This window comes from Synechococcus sp. UW179A (genome assembly GCF_900473965.1).
GTDB lineage: Bacteria > Cyanobacteriota > Cyanobacteriia > PCC-6307 > Cyanobiaceae > Synechococcus_C.
This window is the reverse complement of sequence record NZ_UCNJ01000027.1, coordinates 1-19,448: the sequence shown is the minus strand read 5'-3', so window position 1 is coordinate 19,448 and position 19,448 is coordinate 1. Positions and strand designations below refer to the sequence as shown.

16 protein-coding genes are annotated in these 19,448 nt (G+C 58.2%); 8 read left to right on the top strand and 8 right to left on the bottom strand.

Features of this window, described 5'->3' with window-relative positions:
* Window positions 1-3 precede the first annotated feature (3 nt).
* The 3 genes from DXY31_RS13440 to DXY31_RS13430 are packed head-to-tail and all read right to left on the bottom strand — an operon-like array spanning window position 4 to window position 4,722.
* Window positions 4-1,848: an SLC13 family permease gene (locus DXY31_RS13440; protein ID WP_114994255.1), complete on the bottom strand. Its 1,845-nt coding sequence runs from the start codon at window positions 1,846-1,848 to the stop codon at window positions 4-6.
* A complete protein-coding gene (hflX, locus tag DXY31_RS13435; protein WP_114994254.1) occupies window positions 1,841-3,553 on the bottom strand; it encodes a GTPase HflX in 1,713 nt (570 codons plus the stop codon). The genes DXY31_RS13440 and hflX overlap by 8 nt, the downstream gene beginning before the upstream one ends.
* Window positions 3,550-4,722 carry an NAD(P)/FAD-dependent oxidoreductase gene (locus DXY31_RS13430; RefSeq protein ID WP_114994253.1) on the bottom strand — a complete coding sequence of 391 codons (1,173 nt, stop codon included), beginning with the start codon at window positions 4,720-4,722 and terminating at the stop codon, window positions 3,550-3,552. The genes hflX and DXY31_RS13430 overlap by 4 nt, the downstream gene beginning before the upstream one ends.
* A 69-nt stretch (window positions 4,723-4,791) precedes the next feature.
* Between DXY31_RS13430 and DXY31_RS13425 the strand changes: the two genes are divergently transcribed.
* Window positions 4,792-5,565 carry a phosphoadenylyl-sulfate reductase gene (locus tag DXY31_RS13425; protein WP_114994273.1) on the top strand — a complete coding sequence of 258 codons (774 nt, stop codon included), beginning with the start codon at window positions 4,792-4,794 and terminating at the stop codon, window positions 5,563-5,565.
* Between the two features lie 2 nt (window positions 5,566-5,567).
* Complete coding sequence (locus tag DXY31_RS13420) at window positions 5,568-6,296, top strand: type III pantothenate kinase (RefSeq protein ID WP_114994252.1); 729 nt, start codon at window positions 5,568-5,570, stop codon at window positions 6,294-6,296.
* On the opposite strand, the gene bcp is transcribed toward DXY31_RS13420, so the two are convergent.
* Window positions 6,244-6,711, bottom strand: coding sequence for a thioredoxin-dependent thiol peroxidase (gene bcp, locus DXY31_RS13415; RefSeq protein WP_066911906.1), 468 nt, complete (start codon window positions 6,709-6,711; stop codon window positions 6,244-6,246). The two genes, DXY31_RS13420 and bcp, sit on opposite strands and share 53 nt — an antisense overlap.
* Between bcp and DXY31_RS13410 the strand changes: the two genes are divergently transcribed.
* Together DXY31_RS13410 and DXY31_RS13405 are read left to right on the top strand one after the other, a co-directional pair.
* Window positions 6,710-7,378 carry a 4'-phosphopantetheinyl transferase superfamily protein gene (locus tag DXY31_RS13410; RefSeq protein WP_244279803.1) on the top strand — a complete coding sequence of 223 codons (669 nt, stop codon included), beginning with the start codon at window positions 6,710-6,712 and terminating at the stop codon, window positions 7,376-7,378. The genes bcp and DXY31_RS13410 overlap by 2 nt on opposite strands.
* A 230-nt stretch (window positions 7,379-7,608) precedes the next feature.
* Window positions 7,609-8,235 carry an alpha/beta hydrolase gene (locus DXY31_RS13405; protein ID WP_114994251.1) on the top strand — a complete coding sequence of 209 codons (627 nt, stop codon included), beginning with the start codon at window positions 7,609-7,611 and terminating at the stop codon, window positions 8,233-8,235.
* Between the two features lie 91 nt (window positions 8,236-8,326).
* Here the strand turns inward: DXY31_RS13405 and DXY31_RS13400 are convergent, their stop codons facing one another.
* Window positions 8,327-10,531, bottom strand: a complete 2,205-nt coding sequence (locus DXY31_RS13400; protein ID WP_114994271.1) for an AAA family ATPase — start codon at window positions 10,529-10,531, stop codon at window positions 8,327-8,329.
* A 146-nt stretch (window positions 10,532-10,677) separates the two neighbouring features.
* Here DXY31_RS13400 and DXY31_RS13395 point away from each other — a divergent pair, with 146 nt between their 5' ends.
* From DXY31_RS13395 to DXY31_RS13385, 3 genes are read left to right on the top strand one after another with little or no spacing between them, the layout of a single operon-like run.
* The gene (locus DXY31_RS13395; protein WP_114994270.1) at window positions 10,678-11,739 is read left to right on the top strand and encodes an efflux RND transporter periplasmic adaptor subunit; all 1,062 of its coding nucleotides are present in this window, start codon (window positions 10,678-10,680) and stop codon (window positions 11,737-11,739) included.
* Between the two features lie 11 nt (window positions 11,740-11,750).
* Entirely contained in the window at window positions 11,751-15,152 is a 3,402-nt protein-coding gene (locus DXY31_RS13390) for an efflux RND transporter permease subunit (protein WP_114994250.1), read from the top strand.
* Window positions 15,149-15,457 (top strand): hypothetical protein, encoded by a 309-nt coding sequence (locus DXY31_RS13385; protein ID WP_114994249.1) that lies wholly within the window; start codon window positions 15,149-15,151, stop codon window positions 15,455-15,457. Before DXY31_RS13390 ends, DXY31_RS13385 begins: the two co-directional genes overlap by 4 nt.
* A 55-nt stretch (window positions 15,458-15,512) precedes the next feature.
* On the opposite strand, the gene DXY31_RS13380 is transcribed toward DXY31_RS13385, so the two are convergent.
* On the bottom strand, window positions 15,513-17,171 hold the full coding sequence (locus tag DXY31_RS13380) for an alpha-D-glucose phosphate-specific phosphoglucomutase (RefSeq protein WP_114994248.1): 1,659 nt from the start codon (window positions 17,169-17,171) through the stop codon (window positions 15,513-15,515).
* Window positions 17,172-17,281: 110 nt separating this feature from the next.
* Between DXY31_RS13380 and DXY31_RS13375 the strand changes: the two genes are divergently transcribed.
* Window positions 17,282-17,521, top strand: a complete 240-nt coding sequence (locus tag DXY31_RS13375; RefSeq protein ID WP_114994247.1) for a hypothetical protein — start codon at window positions 17,282-17,284, stop codon at window positions 17,519-17,521.
* A 14-nt stretch (window positions 17,522-17,535) separates the two neighbouring features.
* Here the strand turns inward: DXY31_RS13375 and DXY31_RS13370 are convergent, their stop codons facing one another.
* Window positions 17,536-17,871: a hypothetical protein gene (locus DXY31_RS13370; RefSeq protein ID WP_371639452.1), complete on the bottom strand. Its 336-nt coding sequence runs from the start codon at window positions 17,869-17,871 to the stop codon at window positions 17,536-17,538.
* Between the two features lie 456 nt (window positions 17,872-18,327).
* Window positions 18,328-19,448, bottom strand: a 1,121-nt coding sequence (gene sufD / locus DXY31_RS13365; protein WP_114994246.1) for a Fe-S cluster assembly protein SufD, incomplete at its 5' end; no start/stop codon positions are given.

Genomic DNA, 19,448 nt, shown 5'->3' with positions numbered 1-19,448 from the left:
CGCTCAGCGGCCTCCTGCCTGGGCCAGGATCAGTCCAGGAACCAGAAAGGTCATCAGCAACGTGAGACCGGCCCCATAGCGGGCCACATCAAAAAAGCGATAACGCCCTGGTCCGAAAACCATCAGGTTGGTTTGATATCCCATCGGAGTGAGGAACGACTGACTGGCTCCGAACAGCACAGTGAGCAATAAAGCCTGAGGGGGAAGGTTCAGAGAGGGAGCCAGCTGTGTGGCCACAGGCACCAGTAGTGCCACCGACGCGGCATTGCTCATCACACTGGTGATCAAATTGGTGGCGAGAAAAATGACCACTAACGCCCAGTAAGACGGCCAATTCAGCAGCAGTCTTTCCATGTCGGATGCCATGGCGTTGGCCAGGCCACTGGTCTGCAGAGCCACGCTGAAGCTGGAAAGGGATCCGAGCAGAAGAATCACGTCCAGTCTGATCGACCGCTGCACCTCTCCTGTTCTCAGGCATCCCATCAGCACCAGCAGCACAACGGCCAAAAGCACTGCGGCAACCAGCGGGACGGCGGTGACTGTCGGCACCAGCAGCATCAGAGCCGTAATGGTGATCGCCTGAGGCTTGCGCCGGATCGTGGGTAGATCGTTTTCAATCTGGTCGAGAACCAGTAGATCGTTACTGGCCTGAAGTCCCCGGATTGCATCCAGCGGAGCTTGCAGCAGCAGAACATCGCCTTCACGTAGAACAGCCTGGCCAAGTCGCTCTTGAACCGTCTGTTGACCTCGGCGGAGTGCCAGCACCGTTGCGTTATGTCGTTGTCGAAAACGCAGCTCCCGCAGGCTTGCGCCCGCCAGTGTGGATCCAGCTGGCAGCAGCACCTCAACGGTCTTCTGTCCGTTTGCAGCTTCGCTGGACAAGGCCGGTTCGGTGCTGGCTATGGCGAGCTGATCTGCGGCAGGACGACTGGCAGAGGCGAGCTGAATCGTGTCGTCCTGTTGCAGTCGTAGCAGATCTGCGCGTGTGACTCTCAGCAGTAAGCGGTCCTCGGCCTCGATGCAGCGGTCGGCCAGGGGTGGAAGGATTCGCTCGCCACCTCTCTGCAGCTCGAGAACATCCACATCGAAGCGACGTTGCAGCCGGCTGTGCCGGAGGGTCTGCCCAACAAGAGAGGAAGAGCCGGGGATCGTGACCTCGGTGAAGTATCCAGTGAGTGAATGGTTGGTGTTGAGCTGATCATCGGGCTCACTCCTGTCCGGTAGCAATGCTCGGGGGGCAATCAGCATGTAGCTCGCACCGGATAGCCAGACCGGCACTCCGATGGCGCTGAAACTGAACAGATCTAGGGACCCATAACCCAGTTGCTGGCTGACGTCGCTTGCCAGCAAATTCACGGAGCTGCCGAGCAGTGTGAGGGTGCCGCCCAGCAGTGTGGCGAATGACAGAGGCAGAAGCACCCTGGATGGAGCGATTCCTCTCTTCTGGCACCAGCTCTCCAGCACCGGAAGCAGGCTGGCCACAATCGGGGTGTTGGGTACTACGCCGGAGATCGGTGCCACAACCAGGGTCAGCAATCCCACCATGCGTCTGGGAGTCCTGATGCGTTCGGATGCAATCAGTTCTCTGAGTCGATCAAGAGCGCCGCTGCGGAACAGAGCTGCTGAAACGGCAAACAGTCCCATCAGCGTGATTAGAGCAGGGCTGCCGAAGCCGCTCAGGGCCTGCAGAGGGTTCAGCACGCCACCGATCATCAGTAGCGACACACAGAGCAGGCCCACCAGTTCTGGTGCCATGGCTCCGCTGATGAACAGGGCCACCGCGACCAGCAGCACAGCGAGCGTGATCAGAGCGTCTCCGTTCTGCAGAGCGACACTGAGCTCAACCATTGGGGGGTGCGCCTGATGGCTCCGTGACAGGTGGGCTGACAGTTTCTGGTGTGGACTCCCAGAACGTCTGTTCAAGCCATGTTCGCAGACCCTTCAGGCCTGTTCCCATGGTGGCGGAGAGGTAAAGAGCTTCAGGCTCTAGTTCACGGATCCGCTCTAAGGCTCCTCCATGACATCGGTCGATCTGGTTGGCCAGCACCTGTCTGGGCTGCTCACAGCCAAGCCCGTCGAGAATGGAGTGAACGGCTTTGAGTTGTCCCTGCCAGTCGGGATCTCCGAGATCCACCACCAGCAGGAGCTGGTCCGCATTGCGGGTTTCTTCGAGCGTGGCCATGAAGGCTTGCATCAGAGGGGCTGGCAGTTCACGGATGAACCCCACCGTGTCTGTGATCAAGAGCTCCCTGGGTGCGGCCCCGGCTCTCGGCAAGCAGAGCCGGCGTGTTGTGGGGTCGAGGGTCGCGAACAGAATGTTTTCGGCTTGGACCGGTCCTCCCGGCGCGCGATCACAGAGGGCATTGAGCAGCGATGACTTGCCGGCATTGGTATACCCAACCAGCGCGACACCGGGAAGTTCATGGCGTCGTTCTCTCAGCCGGGCTCGGTGTGCTCCCAGCTGCCGCAATTCTCGACCCAAGTGCTCGATGCGTCGGCTGATGGCACGCCTGTCTTTTTCAAGCTGGGTTTCTCCTGGACCGCGAGTGCCGATGCCGCCCCCCTGCCGAGACAGACTCAATCCACGTCCTGCAAGCCTTGGCAGTCTGTAGCGAAGCTGTGCCAGTTCGACCTGAAGGCGGCCGGCAGCGCTTGAGGCCCGTTGGGCAAAGATGTCGAGGATCAGCTCGCTGCGATCCATCACTGGACTATCCAGCAGCCGCTCCAGGTTCCTGGCTTGAACAGGCGTGAGCTCTCTGTCGGTGATGACAAGCGTGGCGCCGTGCTTGCGGATATCCAGGGCTGCCTCCTGCAGCTTGCCTTTACCCCAGAGGGTCTGAGGATTGATTTGTCCCTGACGCTGGCGGCAGACGGCAACCGTTGTTGCACCAGCACTGCGCGTCAACCCTTCGAGTTCGGCTAGTTCACGCTCGTTTCGTGCTGGGTCTGTGCCGGTGAGTGTGAGCAGCAGTACCTGCTCCACTGTTGACGTGTGCTCATGGGTTGCCTGAAACGGTTCGCCATGCGGAGCATCATTTCTGGCACTGGTGTCGCTGCAGCAGAGCATTGTCAGATCGCCTGTTTCAGTGCAGCTCCAGCCACCGTCGGCCTTGGGGGCTGGAACCCAGAGAGCACCTGAACGGATCCCACTGCGAGCCATCAGTGCCTGATACCGCAACCAAGAATCGGGCTGAACATCGAGGGCGATTGCCGCATCGCGACCATCTGGAACCAGGTCCGAAGAGCGGCGTCCATGCAGCGAGCTGACCAGGCGCCATTGCCTGGAGCGGCGTCTAGAGCCGCCCTGAAGATGGCGGTCCAGCCGATCGGATTCTCCGAGCGGGCCAACCCAAAGCAGGCGACAGACGCCACGGTTGTCAATTAAAAGATGCAGCGTTTCCTCAAGCTGCACAGCGAGTTGGGCAAGCCGTTCCAGCGTGAAGATGTCAGCGCCGGAATCATCGGGGTGACGACGATGGCTGAGGCGCTCCAGCTGTTTGAGCTGTGATGGACGCAGCCCCCTGGTTCTGCCCGCCAGGTGAGCCTGTTTCAAGGGCCAACCAGCCAGGCACCAGCTGCGCGCAGCCCTAGCGACAGCCCTGGCAAACGCGTCAGATAGGTCAGTCGGCGCAGCTTGAAGGCCAGAGGCCCCGCGAGGGTTAGGCCCAATCCGGTGATTGAGGCATCGCCAATGCCAAGGCTGAGCATTTCGCCAAGGTCCTTAAACACAAATGGTTTTTCAACACTGCCTTGCAGCTTTGCTTTCAGATCTTTGGCTGCAAACTGACCTTGCTGAATGGCCGCCTGAGCTGAATGAGGCCAGCTGGAAAGCTCATCTGGTCTGGGATTCACAGCGATATCTCCGAGAGCCAGAACATCCGGGTAGGCCTGCAGACGCAGCGATTCGGTGACTGGCAGTCGACCTTGATGGAGCTCCAGCTTGGGAGAAAGGTCCGGAATTGTTGGGCGACTGCCTGCAGTCCATACCAGTCCGTCATGATTCTGTTGATGCGAGCCTTGTGGTCCGCTCAGCGTCACGGAAGTCGCTGTCACCAAGTCGACTCTGGTGTTCAGGTGAATGGTCACACCACGTTTCTTCAGGGCGATCTCGGCCTGCTCTCTGTTGAAGGCTTTCGATCTTGGCAGGATCTGATCACCCAGCTCAACGAGTTGAATTGTGGCGGCACCGTTGAGCAGGTCCACGAGCTTGCAAGCCAGTTCGACGCCCGTGGCTCCTGCCCCAGCAATCACCAGGGAGTTCGCCCCTGATGGGCGCTGACGCAGCTCCTGCAAGCGATCCTGCAGAGGTTGCAAATCAGACAGGGTGTGGAAATTCAGGGCATTGTCGCGGACTCCTGGAATGCCGAAATCCGCGGGTTGCGCGCCCGTTGCCAACACCAGCTGGCTGTATTGCAGGGCGCGCCCCGAGCCAGTAGTGACGCTGCGGGCATCGAGGTCGACCGCGCTGACGCGGTCTTGCAGATGACTGATCCCACGCCCCTGCAGCAAGGATGCATAGTCAGGGGCTACTTCCCATCCCTTCAGTTCCCCGCTCATTAATTCGTAGAGCAGAGGAACGAAGACGAAGCGGTCACGAGGTTCAATCAGCACAACCGGTGGTCTTGGATGCAGGCGACTGAAGGCAAGCGCTGTTGACAATCCGGCGAATCCACCACCGACCACCACGATCGGTTGAACTTGCTCGCTGGCAGGAGGAGTCACGGCATTCTCTGGAGCGCGTTGAAACCATAGGCAGACCTGTGGTCACCTCGGCATTGGAGGATGGGTTACATGAGCCAGGGCATCACAGACATGATCGGCACCGCTGGTGGTGTGGATTCGGGGACGGTCTCTGCCGGTCTGGATCCCCTGCGTTCAGAGCTAGACCCGATGCAGCCTCTGCAGCGTCTGCAGTGGGCGCTGAATCGATTCGGTTCCGGCTTCGCAATGACCACCAGCTTCGGTATCCAGTCGTCAGTGTTGCTGCACATGCTCAGTCGCCTCTCCGGAGGAGAGACTGTGCCTGTGATCTGGGTCGATACGGGATATCTCCCCGCAGAGACCTATCGCTATGCCAACACACTTTGTGAACGATTTGGCACTCAGCTCGTTGTGGCGCAGGCCTCGATGTCTCCTGCCCGAATGGAAGCAGTCCATGGAAGGCTCTGGGAAACTGGCCGAGAGCAGGATCTTGATCTGTATCTGCATCTCCGCAAAGTGGAGCCGCTGGAGGAAGCGCTCCGTGTGCAGAAAGTGAGCTGCTGGGCCAGTGGCGTGCGACGCGGCCAGACTGATCTACGTAAGACCATGACCGTGCTCGATCCGATTCGTGAGCGTTTGTCTTTGCGCCCTTTGTTGCGTTGGACCAATCGGGATGTCTTCTATTACATGCAGGAGCATGACCTGCCTCAGCATCCGCTCTTCGATCAGGGCTATTCCACCGTGGGCGACTGGCATTCCAGTGCTCCTGACGGGCTTGAGTCTGAAGGCCGCAGCACCCGCTTCGGCGGACAGCGTCAGGAGTGCGGAATTCACGTGCCCGGAGTCATGGGCGATGGCATCTGACCATGCGCTCTGAGCAGCGCTGTCTACTAATCGGTAACAGTCGCTGGCACTGGGCTGAGCAATTGAAAAGCGGTGCCTGGAGCTACAGCCATTCCCAACCGCAACTGTCGCTGTTGGCTGGCTCTCCTCAGCTTTGTGCATGGGCGGCAGTGGGACCTGTGCCGGATCATTCCGTGCTCAGGCCAGACAGGCGTCTCGATCTCGATGTGATTCCGCTTAGAAATGTCCCGGCCTGGCTTGGCATCGACAGAGCGCTTGCTGGATGGGGCGCCTGGACCCAGTCAGCAGAGGTTGGCCCCCTGATGGTTGTTGATGCCGGCACTGTGCTCAGCTTGACGCGCGTGACCGCAGACGGTGCATTCAATGGCGGTTGGCTCGCAGCCGGATTGAGGCTGCAGTTGCAGGCCATGGCTGCAGGTACTTGGGCGCTGACAGATCATGACGACCAGAGGCGGGATCCCTGTGATGGCGCTTCTTTCCCCAGGGATTCGTGTGAGGCGATGCGCCGGGGAGTGATCGAAAGTCTTGTCGGTCTAATTGTCCGAGCCCAGGACCTCGATCCCTCTCCGATTTGGCTCTGCGGCGGTGATGCTCCACTGCTGTTGCAGGCTTTGCAGACCCAGGGGCTTGAGCTGAATCATGCCCCTGATCTTGTGATGCAGTCGCTGGTGACGCTGGTCAGCCCAGCCCCAGATCGCTCAGCACTTGATCAGCCATTGAATCGGCTTTGACCTTTCTGTAAATCAACTCAAGCTTGCCCTCAGCATCCACAACAAAGGTGTGACGCATCATGCCCATGAACTCACGGCCCATGAACTTCTTCAGGCCGTAGCTTTCGTAGCTGCTGGCCACGGCGCATGGCTCCTCGTCAGTGAGCAAGGTGAAGGGAAGTTCCTGCTTGGCGATGAAGCGGGTGTGAGATGCGGCGTTGTCCTTGCTAATCCCTAGGACCCTGATGCCATGGGCCTTGAGGTCGCTCCAGCGGTCCCGGAAGTTGCACGCTTCCTTGGTGCAGCCGGGGGTGGCGTCCTTCGGATAGAAATAGATCACCACTCGTTGTCCTTTCAGAGATGAAAGCGTGAGGGGCTCACCGTTCTCATCTGGAAGTGTGAAGTCAGGGGCGGGATCGCCGATCTGCAGAGTCATGGATAGCCGGACTGTCGGCGGCAGCGTAACTGCGTTGTGGATGCAGCAGATCGGCCCAGAGGCCTCAGCTGGGCAGCTTGTTGTGAGTGAGCAAGAGCGCGCATGGGCCGCAGGGCTGACGGCATCCCGTTCCCAGCAGTATTTGGCTTCGCGTGGTTGGATGCGCAGTTGTCTGGCCGCGCTGCATGCTGCTAGCCCTCTTGCGGTTCCACTAAATGCTCCACCAGGTGCTCCACCACAGTTGTTGGACCAATGGGGTTATGTGAGCCTTAGCCACTGTGCTGACGCCTGTCTGCTGGGCTGGTCTCAGCAGCCCATCGGAGTTGACCTGGAGCGTGCCGACCGAAAGCTTCATGCTGCGGCGGCATTGATGCGTCGTTTTTTCACGGAGTCTGAGCAGAGCGAGCTGACGGCACTGGAGGGGGAGCAACTGCGACAGCAGGTTCTGGATCGGTGGCTGGTCAAAGAGGCTGCGATCAAGTGGCAGCAAGGCTCTCTGGCGCAGGACCTCTGCTTCTGGGAGGTGAGCTCCACTTTTTGTGGTGCCCTGCACCGAGGATTGAATCTCAAGGTGGCTGCACAGTTGCGGTCTCAGGGGGAATGGCGTTTTGGAGTTGTCGTTGCTGAGAAGAGATTTCTGCAGGATTGTCTGCTCTGCACAGCGTGAGCAATGTTGAGGTCAATCGATATCAATGTCATTGGTGATGGATTTCACTCAACAGCTGAATCAACAGCAATGTTCACCACGAGATCCATGCATCCATTGAGATTCATGAGTCTTGTTTGATTGGTCCTTATGAGGCGCATTTGTCCTCATTTGCGCTTTTGATGCACTGATTTTGTTGGCAACTCTTTTTCCTACCGATAGGATTAAAGAGACGTCTTCTCTCGCCGTCCGTGTTCACCCGTTTTGCAGCCGGCGCTCTCGCCGCCGCTTCCATTTCCACTCTGGCTGTCGCCGCTGAAGCTGGCACCAAGCGCCCTGTGCGCTGGGTGTCCGGTGGTGCTGTCTGGACTACCAAAGCCTCAGCATTCGCCAAGTTCTTCAGCGATGGCGAAATTACTGACCGCGCCCTTCAAGCAGGTATCAACAACTCCGGTTGGACTGCTGATGAAATTCAAGAGGGCATGACCAAGAGCTACGACGTAGATCTTGTTGGTGTTTCTCGCTTCCTGTATTCCGCCGATGGCGTGAAGTTCCTGGACGACCAGACCCGCAGCTACTTCCCCTACTGGCAGAAGAAGAAGACTGCTGTGGTCGCCCTTCGTTCCGCCATCATCCTTGACGCCGCTGATGGAGAAATCTCCTCTGCTGGCATCATGAACCAGCTGCCCGTTGACTTCCGTCTCAACGACAACGGCTCCTCCGATGGTGCTCAGAACGTCTGTAAGGACGGTCTTGACGGTGCTCAGTCCACATCCCTTCTCTCTTGGTATGTGTTCCTGCCCGCATGTGTGCAGGCCAACCAGATCCTCCCTGCTGAGCCAGCACCTGCTGCTGCTCCCGTCCGCGGCCTCTGGTGATTGTTGGGAACCCTCACGGGTTCATCAACTTTGTTCTTCAAGCTCCGGCATCGCCGGGGCTTTTTTTATGTAGGGCTTTGATGGAAGCCGATCAGGCCAGTCGGCCTTCGATTCGCCAGTGACGAAGACTCTGGGGAAGATGTTTTCCGCGTTGCTTTATCAGCTCGTGACGCAGCTCCGACAGAGCGGTTTCTCTGGTTTCTCCGGTTTCTTCCAGTGCCCTGCGGTAGGGGCGGTCTTCGCCAAGCCATCGTTCGATCAGGCTCGGCTCAACAGCGAGCTTCAACGATTCCTGCCAGCTGCTCTGGTTCGTCACCCAGCCGCAGCGCTCAAGCTGGCTCAGCAGCATTTGACGCGGTTCTGCCTGACTCAGCCAGATGGACTCCAGTGCTGCCAGGGTCTGCAGCGATGACCTCGGTTTGGTCGCCTCCCTTTCGCTCATGAGCAGCTCCAGTAGCCCTCCTGCCGGTCCGAGTTGGGGTTCACTCAGCAACACCCTCAGCTGAGTACCGCTTCTCGAGCGGGCGCTTACTCGGGCCCAGAACATCTCAAGGTCAGGAGATTTGAGATCGGCCTGATGCAGTCGCCCGCCCACCACTTCGAACTGGTGGTCCGGGCTGAGTCGCTCTAGTTCAGCAGCATCGGTCAGGACGGCCGGTTGATGGAGTGGATCAAGCAACTGCAGCTGTGCTTCCAGCCGTAGCTGTTCTGTTGAGGATGAACAGAGAATTGTGAGTCCACCTTCGGCAACGGCTCCAAGGGGATCGAGCGACCAGAGCAGCGACCGACCGCCAAGGATTAGTACGCGATCCGTGCGCTGCCATGAGAGGTCCGACCAGAGTCTTTGTCGCAACTCTTGCAGGCGTTCACCATCCAAGGACAGTTGCCGTTGCAGCCATCGCTCCAGCTGAGGTTCCTCCGGTCCGCTGCTCACCAATAGCGGGTGTTCGTCGACCGCCTCAGCTGATGCTGCCAGCTGAGCAGCACGACGTTCCAGCATCCGTTCGCGACGTTGTCCTTCCCAGCCCTGGCGACTCGGAGCCCAGAAGGCTTCACCTTGAAGGGCACTGGGTAAATACTGCTGAGCCACCCAGTGTTCACGAAAAGCATGGGGGTAGCGATAGCCCTTGCCGTCACCGAAGGCATCGCCATCGCGGTTGGCATCGCGTAGGTGGGCAGGTACCTCCTGGCGCTGCGCTTCACGAACCTGCCGCAGCGCTTCGAACATGCCGCTGGTGCTATTGCTTTTCTCGGTGCAGGCCAGGTAGAGAGCTGCCTGGGCTAGTGGATAAAGTCCCTCCGGCAGTCCGATGCGCTCAAAGGCCGCGGCGCAGGCTTCGACCACCACCACCGCCTGGGGGTCCGCGAGTCCCACGTCTTCCCCGGCAGAGATCAGCATGCGCCGGAAAATGAAGCGTGGGTTTTCACCGGCTTCGATCATCCGTGCCAGCCAGAACAGTGCTGCGTCAGCATCCGAGCCCCTTAGGGATTTGATGAATGCGCTGATCGTGTCGAAGTGCGCATCACCCTGCTTGTCGTAGAGCACGGCGCGCTGCTGGATAGATTCCTCAGCGATGCTGAGGTCTATTTCAATCACACCCTTGTGATTTTTAGGAGTGCTCTCCACGGCGAGTTCGAGTGCATTGAGCAGGCTGCGGGCGTCACCTCCTGCCACATTGACGAGGTGGGCAGAGGCCTCAGCGCTGATCTCCACATCGCGGTCGCCGTAGCCACGTTCTTTGTCTTGCAGCGCTGTCTGCAGCAAACAACTGAGATCTTCAGGATCCAGGCTTTGCAGACGAAACAACCTGGACCGACTGACCAGCGCCTTGTTGACTTCGAAAAAGGGGTTTTCGGTGGTGGCGCCGATCAGGCTGAGTGTGCCGTTCTCCACCCAGGGCAGCAAGGCATCCTGCTGGGCGCTGTTGAAGCGATGCACCTCATCGATAAACAGGATGGTGCGGAGCCCATGGCGTTCGAGGCGTTGAAGGGCATCGTTCACCTCAGAGCGCAAGTCCTTCACTCCGGCAAGCACGGCATTGAGAGAACTGAAATGGGCTCTTGTGTGATTGGCGATAATCCTCGCCAAGGTGGTCTTTCCGACCCCGGGTGGGCCATGCAAAATCAGATTTCCGACACGATCAGCTGAGATGGCTCGTCGCAGTAAGCGACCTTCCGCAAGGATTGCTCCCTGCCCAACGAATTCATCGAGATTGCGTGGTCGCAGGCGATCGGCGAGCGGTGCTTGCCGTAGCCGCGCGGCTTCCCCTTGATGGCTGAACAGATCCTGTTTCAGAGGTCCGCCCACGGCGTCGATTCCCGGTGAGACGATTCTTGCTCAAGTGGAGCCTTTGAACGCGAGAGCACCGTCATAATGCGCCCGACTGCGTCCTGACCGTGCGTCTCAATCAATCCCTCATCCCCGTGGCACTGACGGCCTTCATGCTGAGTGCCTGCGGCAGGGGTGGCAATGCGCAGAGACCTCTTCCAGAAGTGCAGCAGGCTGCTGTTACCGAGGCCACCTTCACAGATGATGTCGACACGGTGAGCACGCTGGAGTCCGGCGACCTGGTTCAGCTTGCGGCTCAGGCATCAGGTCGGATTATTGAATTGAAGATCACCCAGGGGGATCGGGTGACCCCGGGGCAGTTACTCATGACCCTTGATCAGGCTCAGGAGCAGGCCAAGCTGGCCGGGTTGAAAGCCCAAGAGCAAAAGGATCTGCTGGAGCTGAAACGCTATGAATTCCTGGTGCCTCTTGGTGCTGCGGAAGCCTCAGACCGTGATCAGCGGCGTGCGATCTATATCGCTTCCAGGGAAGAGGTCAGAGCTCAGGAGGCCACTCTGGCCTACAGCAATCTGCAGGCACCGATCGCTGGAACCGTGGCAGACGTCTCCGTGCAGGTCGGGGATGTGGTGAGAAATGGCGACCCGTTCACCAAGTTGATTCGTAACAACACCCTGGAGGCCAGGGTGGAGGTGCCTTCAACCTATGCCGATCGCATCAGGATTGGATTGCCGGTGTTGCTCAGTCTTCCGGGGCGGAACGAGGTGATGGCCAGGAGCTCGGTGATGTCGGTTGACCCTGGAATCAACTCCGGAACACAGGCCCTTCTGGTGATGGCGCAGTTCCCCAATCCAGATGGAAAGCTGCGCAACGGTCAGAGGTTGCGTACCCGGGTTCAGCTGGAATCTCGCCAGGAGCCGTCCGTTCCATTTGCTGCCGTCACACAGACCTCCGGTCAGAGCTTTGTGTTCCGTCTCGGAACACTCCAGGAGCTTGAAGCACAGCCTGGCAAGGCTGACCTGGCCAGGATCAAGCGGGGGATTGAGCGTGGCGTGATTCCCTCCGCGACCCTTTTTGCCCTGCAAACGCCAGTCAATCTCGGTCCCCTGCAAAACAACCGCTATCCCGTCACCAGGGGGCTCAGGGTCGGACAGAAGGTGATTACCAGCAATCTGCTCAGCCTGCGCCACGGCGTGCCCGTGAAGGTGAAGAACTGAGCGACTGAGTCATGTCCGCCTCCAATAATTTTATTACCAGACCCGTTCTCACAACGGTCTGCAGCATCTTGATCGTGATCGTGGGATTGATTGCGATTCCGCTGCTTCCGATTGAGAATCTCCCGGACATCGCTCCTCCCACCGTCAAAGTCAGGGCTAATTACACCGGTGCCGATGCCGTCTCTGTTGAGGAGGGCGTCACCAGTGTTCTTGAGCAGCAGATCAACGGTGTGGAGAACATGGACTTCATCAAGTCCAATAGTTCCGCCGATGGTGTTAGTGCCATCGATGTGGCCTTTGCCAGCGGCACCGACGGTGACATCAATCAGGTCAATGTGCAGAACCGTGTCGCTCTGGCAGAACCGCAGCTGCCAGAGGAGGTTCGTAAGGCCGGCGTCAGCGTCAATAAAGCGTCTAACTCGATTCTGCTCGTCTACAACTTTGGTAGTGAGGATCCTGACCAGATCACCTACAGCGCTGAGACGATCAGCGGACTGCTGGATCTAAAGCTCACTGATGCCATCAAGCGGGTGGGGGGCGTCGGCGACCTCACCTACTTCGGCAACCGCAAATTGGCGTTTCGGCTGTGGCTTGATCCTGACAAGCTCACCAGCTTTGGCCTCACGTCGACCGATGTGGTCAACCAGCTCTCCAGTCAGAATCGCCTCGTACCCGCTGGTCAGGTTGGTGGTGAACCTGCTCCGACGGGGCAGCAGTTCACGTTCACCGTGCAGCTGCAAGGCCGCCTGCGCAGCGTCGAGGACTTCGAGCAGATGGTGGTGCGAACTGCTGAGGGGGGTGGCCTTGTGCGTCTTGGAGATGTGGGCGACGTCCAGCTCGGTGGTGAGTCGTATGCCGTCAGCGCGACCGATCTCCAGGGAGTTCCTTCCGTTGGGCTGGCTGTCTATCAACTTTCAGGTAGCAATGCGCTGGAGGTGTCGGATGGCGTGAAGCAGGTTTTAGCCGACTTTGAGATGACGATGCCCGTAGGCATGAAGATGGAGAAGATCTACGACAACACCGACTTCATCACCGCGTCCATTCAGGGCGTGGTGAATTCCCTTCGGGATGCGGTGGTGCTCGTTGTTCTGATTCTTTTCCTGTTTCTTCAGAACTGGAAGGCCACCCTTGTTCCCGGAATTGCAATCCCCGTGGCGCTGATCGGCACTTTCGGTCTGGTGCTTGGCTTTGGGTTTTCTCTCAATCAGCTCACCCTGTTCGGTCTGGTGCTGGCCACGGGTCTCGTGGTTGACGATGCGATCACCGTGATTGAGGACACCTCCACCAAAAAATCGGAGGGGATGACGGCCCTGGAGGCAGCGAAAGCCACCATGGATGAGCTGTTTTCAGCAGTGATCGCCACCTCGCTGGTGAAGTTTGCTGTGTTTCTGCCGGTTCTGTTTTTCCCTGGTGCGACCGGAACGATCTACAAACAGTTCGCGGCCACTGTGATCTTCTCGATCGCCATCTCTACCTTCAATGCGCTCACCTTCTCACCGATGTTGTCCGCCCTGTTGCTGGCGCGCGAATCGAAGGATCCAGGACGGCGGAGCTATGCCATCGCTGGCACGGTGATCGGCTTTGTGTATGGATTGCTGGTGGCCGGTGCCGGAGCGCCCCTGGTGCTGATCCCGATGGCTGTTGGTGCATTGATTGGCCTGCTGCTGGGGCGCTTGATCGATCGACCAGTCACCCTGCCGTTCAGCATCGGTGGTGCCATCACCGGTTTGATTCTCGTGGGGGTCAGTCGGGTCATTCCGGTGACCGTCTATCCAGCTCTGGGCCTGGCTCTGGGTTGGTGCACCCCGCTCATTTTCGCCAAGTTCAACAGCTTTTATGCCGTGATGGAGAGCCGCTACGCCTCGGCGTTGGAGTGGGCTCTCGGTCGACGTCGACTGGTGATGAGCATCCTCGGCATTGGCATTTTGCTCACGGCCGTCGCCTTCCGGGCCATTCCTGGGGGATTCGTGCCGATCGAAGATCAGGGTTACGCGATCGGAGTCGTTCAGGCTCCGGAAGGTGTCTCCACCCAGGTCACTGAAGCGATCAATCAGCAGGTGGCTGCGGTGCTGCGCACAGAAAAGAACATCACTGCGGCGTCGGTGTTCAGCGGCGCAAGCCTGGATGGCAATAGTCCCAACAAGGGCTTGTTCTTCTTCGGGACCCGGAACTGGTCTGAGCGAAAGCAACGGGATCAGACCGTTGGGGCGATCGTGGAGCGGCTGAATCAGAAGCTGGCCCGTTCGGTCGATGGTGCCAGGGTGTTTGTCGTTGAACCTCCCGCCATCCCCGGTTACGGCACCGGCGGCGGCTTCGAGTTTCAGCTTCTCGACCAGAGCGGTGGGGCCTACAGCCTGGCTGATTTTTATGGCACGGCAGCACGCCTGATCCAGGCCGGTAACGCCGACCCTGATCTCAACCGCGTTTACACCTTGTTCGCTCCTGAATCGCCACAGATCGAGATTGAAGTGGATCGCGATCGCATGGCCGCTGTTGATGTTGACTTCGGTGCTGCCATGCAGACCTTCAGCATCAACTTCGGTGGTCTCTATGTGAACGACACCTTCCAGGAGGGCAAGGTGCGTCGGGTCTATGTCCAGGCCGATGCTCAAAGTCGTGCGACCCCTGAGCGTCTTTCAGCTCTCTACGTCAAGAGCACTAACGGTGATCTGATTTCGCTGGCGGAGTTCTTCAGCGTGCGTGAAACCCTGGGGCCCACGGTGGTTCCTCACTTCAATCTCTACAGAGCCATCAAGATCGAAGGCACGCCCGCTGCAGGGAATAGCTCTGGTCAGGCGATCACAGCGATGAAGGGAATCTTCGAGACCATCAACCCGCAGGGCCTCAGTTTCGACTGGACTGGAATTTCCCGTGAGGAAGTGAAGGCCGGTGCCCTGGCAGTGGTGATCTTTGCCCTTGGCATCCTGGCGGTGTACCTGGTGCTGTCTGCGCAGTACGAAAGCTACGCCGATCCGCTGATCATTCTGATGACAGTGCCGACAGCCATGTTGGGCGCACTCGCCTTTCTGGTCTTGCGGGGTGAAGTGCTCAATGTTTATGCCCAGGTGGGTCTGGTGATGTTGATCGGCCTTGCCGCTGGCAATGGAATCCTGATCGTGGATATGGCCAATCAGCGGATGCAGGCTGGTGCCAATGCCCTAGAGGCCGCCCGTTTTGCGGCCGGTTCCCGTCTGCGGCCGATCTTGATGACGGCGATCTCCTCGCTGTTCGGTTTCATGCCGCTGGTCTTCGCCAGCGGTGCCGGTGCCCGTAGCCAGACGTCCCTCGGGGCTGTGGTGTTTGGTGGTCTTCTGATCGCCACCGTCCTCTCGCTGTTCGTTGTGCCGGTGTTTTACGTCGTGCTCAAGTCCCTGCTTGGGCAGGCGGATCGTTCGAGCCCGATCAGCTCATGAGTCGCTCAACAAGGTCTCACTCCCGCAACGCGGCTCCTTCTGGATTTAACGGTTTCAAGGTGCTCTGGGCTGCCTTTACCGGTGCCGGTATCGGCGTCATTCTCACGATTTTTCTTGGCACTTTCATCCGCAATACACCGGCACAGATTCCGCGCACCAGATTGGTTTATCTCCACGGTGTCGTGATTGCTTCCGCCGTCCTGTTTGGCTCAGCGATCGAGAGCATGCGTCAGCTCCAGGAGAGTGCCAACGAGGAGGCGTATCGCTCCCACAAGAAGACCCTGCGGGGACAGCGGCGACGCTGAGATTCATTTTGCCCCTTTCAATCTGGGCCGACTCTGTCAGCTGAGCGAGCGGTACTCAGGTGATCACTGTGGGGCGCGCCATACCCGTCCGCTGCTGAATCTCCGCTAGGGAGTTGATGCTGCTGATCATGTCTGCCAAGGCGATCTGAGGATCCTGATGGAGATCACCACTGCTCGGGACATAGCTTTCCAGGTAGACCCGGATGGTGGCGCCCTTGGTGCCGGTGCCGGAGAGGCGCACGACAACGCGACTGCCGTCCTCCAAAAGAATGCGCAGCCCTTGACCCTGAGTCACCGACTGGTCCACAGGGTCCGTGTAACTGAAATTGTCAGCACAACGGATGCTGCGACCGGCGAAGGTCTGACCCACAAGCCCAGGAAGAAGACCTTCAAGCCGGTCATAGAGGCCATGGGCGGCCTCGCTCGGCACCGCTTCGTAATCGTGACGTGAGTAGTAGTGACGCCCGAATTGATTCCAGTGGTTGCTCATGATTTCCGCCACGCTGCAACGACGTACCGCGAGGATCTGCAACCAGAACAGCACGGCCCAGAGACCGTCTTTTTCACGAACGTGGTTGCTACCTGTGCCGAAACTTTCTTCGCCGCAGAGAGTGATGCGGCCGGCATCCAGCAGATTCCCGAAAAACTTCCAGCCTGTGGGTGTCTCGAAGCATTCAATGCCCAGCTGCTTCGCCACCACATCAACAGCGGAGCTGGTCGGCATTGAGCGCGCGACCCCTGCCAGTCCAGCGGCGTAGGCCGGTGCCAGCGTGGCGTTAGCGGTCAGCACGGCCAGGCTGTCGCTCGGATTCACGAAACAGTGATGACCAAGGATCATGTTGCGGTCGCCGTCACCGTCGCAGGCTGCACCAAAGCGGTAGTTGTCTCCCTTTAGGAGAAGATCGGCCAGTTCGTGGGCGTAAGTGAGGTTGGGATCAGGATGGCCGCCGCCGAAATCCTCAAGTGGAATGCCATTGCGCACGCTGCCTGCTGGTGCTCCCAGCAGATCCTCGAAGACACGTTTGGCATAGGGACCTGTGACGGCATGCATGGCGTCAAAGGCCAGTGGGAAATCGCTGCGCAGGAGAGTGCTGATCTGATCGAAATCGAACAGTTGCTGCATCAAGGCCACAAAGTCATCGACCCCATCAATGATTTCGACCTCCATGGCACCGATGCTGTGCGTTCCTGGAGTGTCGAGATTCAGATCGAGAGCTTCAAGCGTGGCGTACTGTTCCAGCGATTTGGTGCACTCGAACACTGCATCGGTGAAGGATCCCGGCGTGGGGCCGCCGTTGGCTCCATTCACCTTCACTCCAAAGTCACCATTGGGGCCGCCTGGATTGTGACTGGCCGAGAGGATGATCCCTCCGATGGCCCCTCGCTTGCGGATCAGGTTGGATGCTGCCGGCGTGGAGAGAATGCCATCTCTGGTGATGATCACCTTGCTCAGGCCGTGGGCTGCAGCCATGCGCAGGATGACATTGATGGCGCGCAGATTCCCGTAACGGCCGTCGCCTCCGAGCACCAAAGTGCCTCCTCGCACGCCAGGCAGAGTGCGAAACACAGCCTCAACAAAGCTTTCGAGATAGTGCGGTTGCTCAAACTGCGCACTGCTCTTGCGCAATCCAGAGGTGCCCGGCTTCTGGTCGGTGAAAGGGGCGTTGAGCCGTACGAAGGTTGGAGCGGGTTCAGCCGAGGCGGAGGCGGTCATCCCTGACGGGAGCGGATACCAAGAACCTTTACACGTCAGATGCTGATCAGGGTTGTCGGCGCGACCACTTGTCGCAGCTACCTTTTGGATCTAACGGCTTCTGAAGCGTGATGGAGATCAATCACCCCAACTCCAGCCCGCTGTCTGAGCAGGAAAAAATGGTGTTTGAACACTTTCAGAAACGTCTGGAATCGATGGTGTCCAGCCACGGACTCACTGAAGGTGATGTGAAAGAGCTGGTCCGTGAACTGCGTTCACATCCACTGATCTCAAGTCAGTTGTGGCAGGTTGCAGGCAGTGAGCTGACGCGACTGCTTCCTAATCAACGCTTTGACTTCGAATGGGATTGAGTCCTTGTAAAGACTCAAGTCTGGGTAGGGGCAGCAGGTTGTTGCGGCTTCTCAGGTTCGGCACAGACCAGCGTCAGCCGTCGAGCAGGTCGGTCGATGCTGTCACGGCGCTGGAAGCTGTTGGTGGTGACCATTTGTGAGGCCTGAACCAGCTCCCATACGGTGTCTTTGCAGGCAGCCGACAGTCTGGGGTGGTCCATGAGTGGATCAGCAAGGTTGCGGGTCTTGCTGCAGCTATCTTGATCATTCGCGCGCGAGCAGCTGTAGGCCATCAGCTGGAGTGAACGCAGTTCCTCCCTGGTCGGGAAGGGAACCTTTTTGGGCTTGGCCTGAACCAGTGAAGGCAGCATCAAGGCAAACCCCAAAAGCATCAGTGGCAGTCTCACAGGGTTGGCCCAACACGTCGCGGCATTCTGACCTGAGATCGTTCATGACGACAATTTCAGAAGCGCAGCGCAAATGCTCACCCATCGGCCGCAGGCCAGCTTCCATCTGTGCAGGCCGTTGATTGATGTTCGCGTTGGAACGCAAGGTCCTGCACGTCACGTTTCGAACTGGTCCATGTCTGAGTGGAGACAGACTCGGATAAACCTCTGAGGCTTGGAGTGTCAACTGCCCTGTTGATCGTTCGATGAGAGTAACCGTCAACAAGTCTTTCCCAAAATCAGAAAAGAAATCTTCCCGAGTGGTTTTGATGGCATCAATAATATCAAAGCTTGGTTTTTTACAGCGTTTGAAATGAATGATTCACAGGTTTTCTATGAAAACAGTGGGTAAATCTGTTTTCAGGATTGCAGGATGAATGGCTAAGTTGTTGTCATCAGCGCATCGTGCATTCTTTTTGAAAGCTGCCATCGTTCAGCATCGGCCGGTAAGTGATCAATCACTTCCTGACAATATCCATTCAGTAGTAAAGCTGTTGCTTCCACTTCGGTGATTCCGCGACTACGGAGATAAAACAGTTCATCCTCCTGCAGTTGGCTGACAGTGGCGCCGTGAGCACACTTCACATCGTCAGCAATGATTTCAAGCTCTGGCTTGGTATCAACTCGTGCACGGCTCGATAACATCAAATTGCGACTGAGTTGTGCCGCATTGGTTCGTTGTGCTTCTTTGGGCACCTGAATCGAGCCATTGAAAATCGTGTGCGATTTTCCTGAGACAAGGCTTTTTTGCAGTTGATCCAGTTCACCCTCGGGGCCGTCAAAACGCATTGCGGAGTGCACGCCGACTTGCTGTTCATCTGCAGCGACAGCCAATCCTTTCAGAGAGGTAAAGGCTTGCCCACTCAGTTGCACGATTCTTGGCTCGATTCGAGCGAACAACGACCCTTGAACGAAGGAGGACAGCGCGTAGTGGCTGCGAGGCTCTTGTTGGATGGCCAGCGTTGTCAGCAGTGAACTGCTGCCATCGCCCATGGAGATCAAGCCATGCTGTAGCTGTGACTCTTCCCCGAGCAGGATTTCACACAGATGGCTGTGCGCAACGCTGTCTTTTGACTGGAAAACCTCGAGCAGCTTGAGTTCGGCGTTTGGCTCAAGCATCAGCAGAACACGCGTTGCCAGCATGCCTGAACCACTGGCAGCTATCACGAGTTCCAGTGCTGGAACCTTGCCACTGATCTGTAAAGCGAGGACCTGACGGCTGCAGGATTTGTTGAGTTCCACGGGCCAGTCCTCCGAGCAGCCGCAGTGATCTGTTGCGCGACCGAGAAGGTCCTCGAGCTGATCACTACTCAAGGCTTTGATGCCTGTCGGGAGCTCTACTCCTTCTAATGGATGTTGATCAGACCCAAGCAGCAAGCGGAGTCCGCTTTGCGGTGGTTGTGGCCAATCATTCTCGAGATCGGCATCAATGGGAGGCAGGCCATGGACGGCCTCAAGGCGTTTGAGGTCCGTGAGTCGCCAGGCTTCCTGTCGACGGGTGG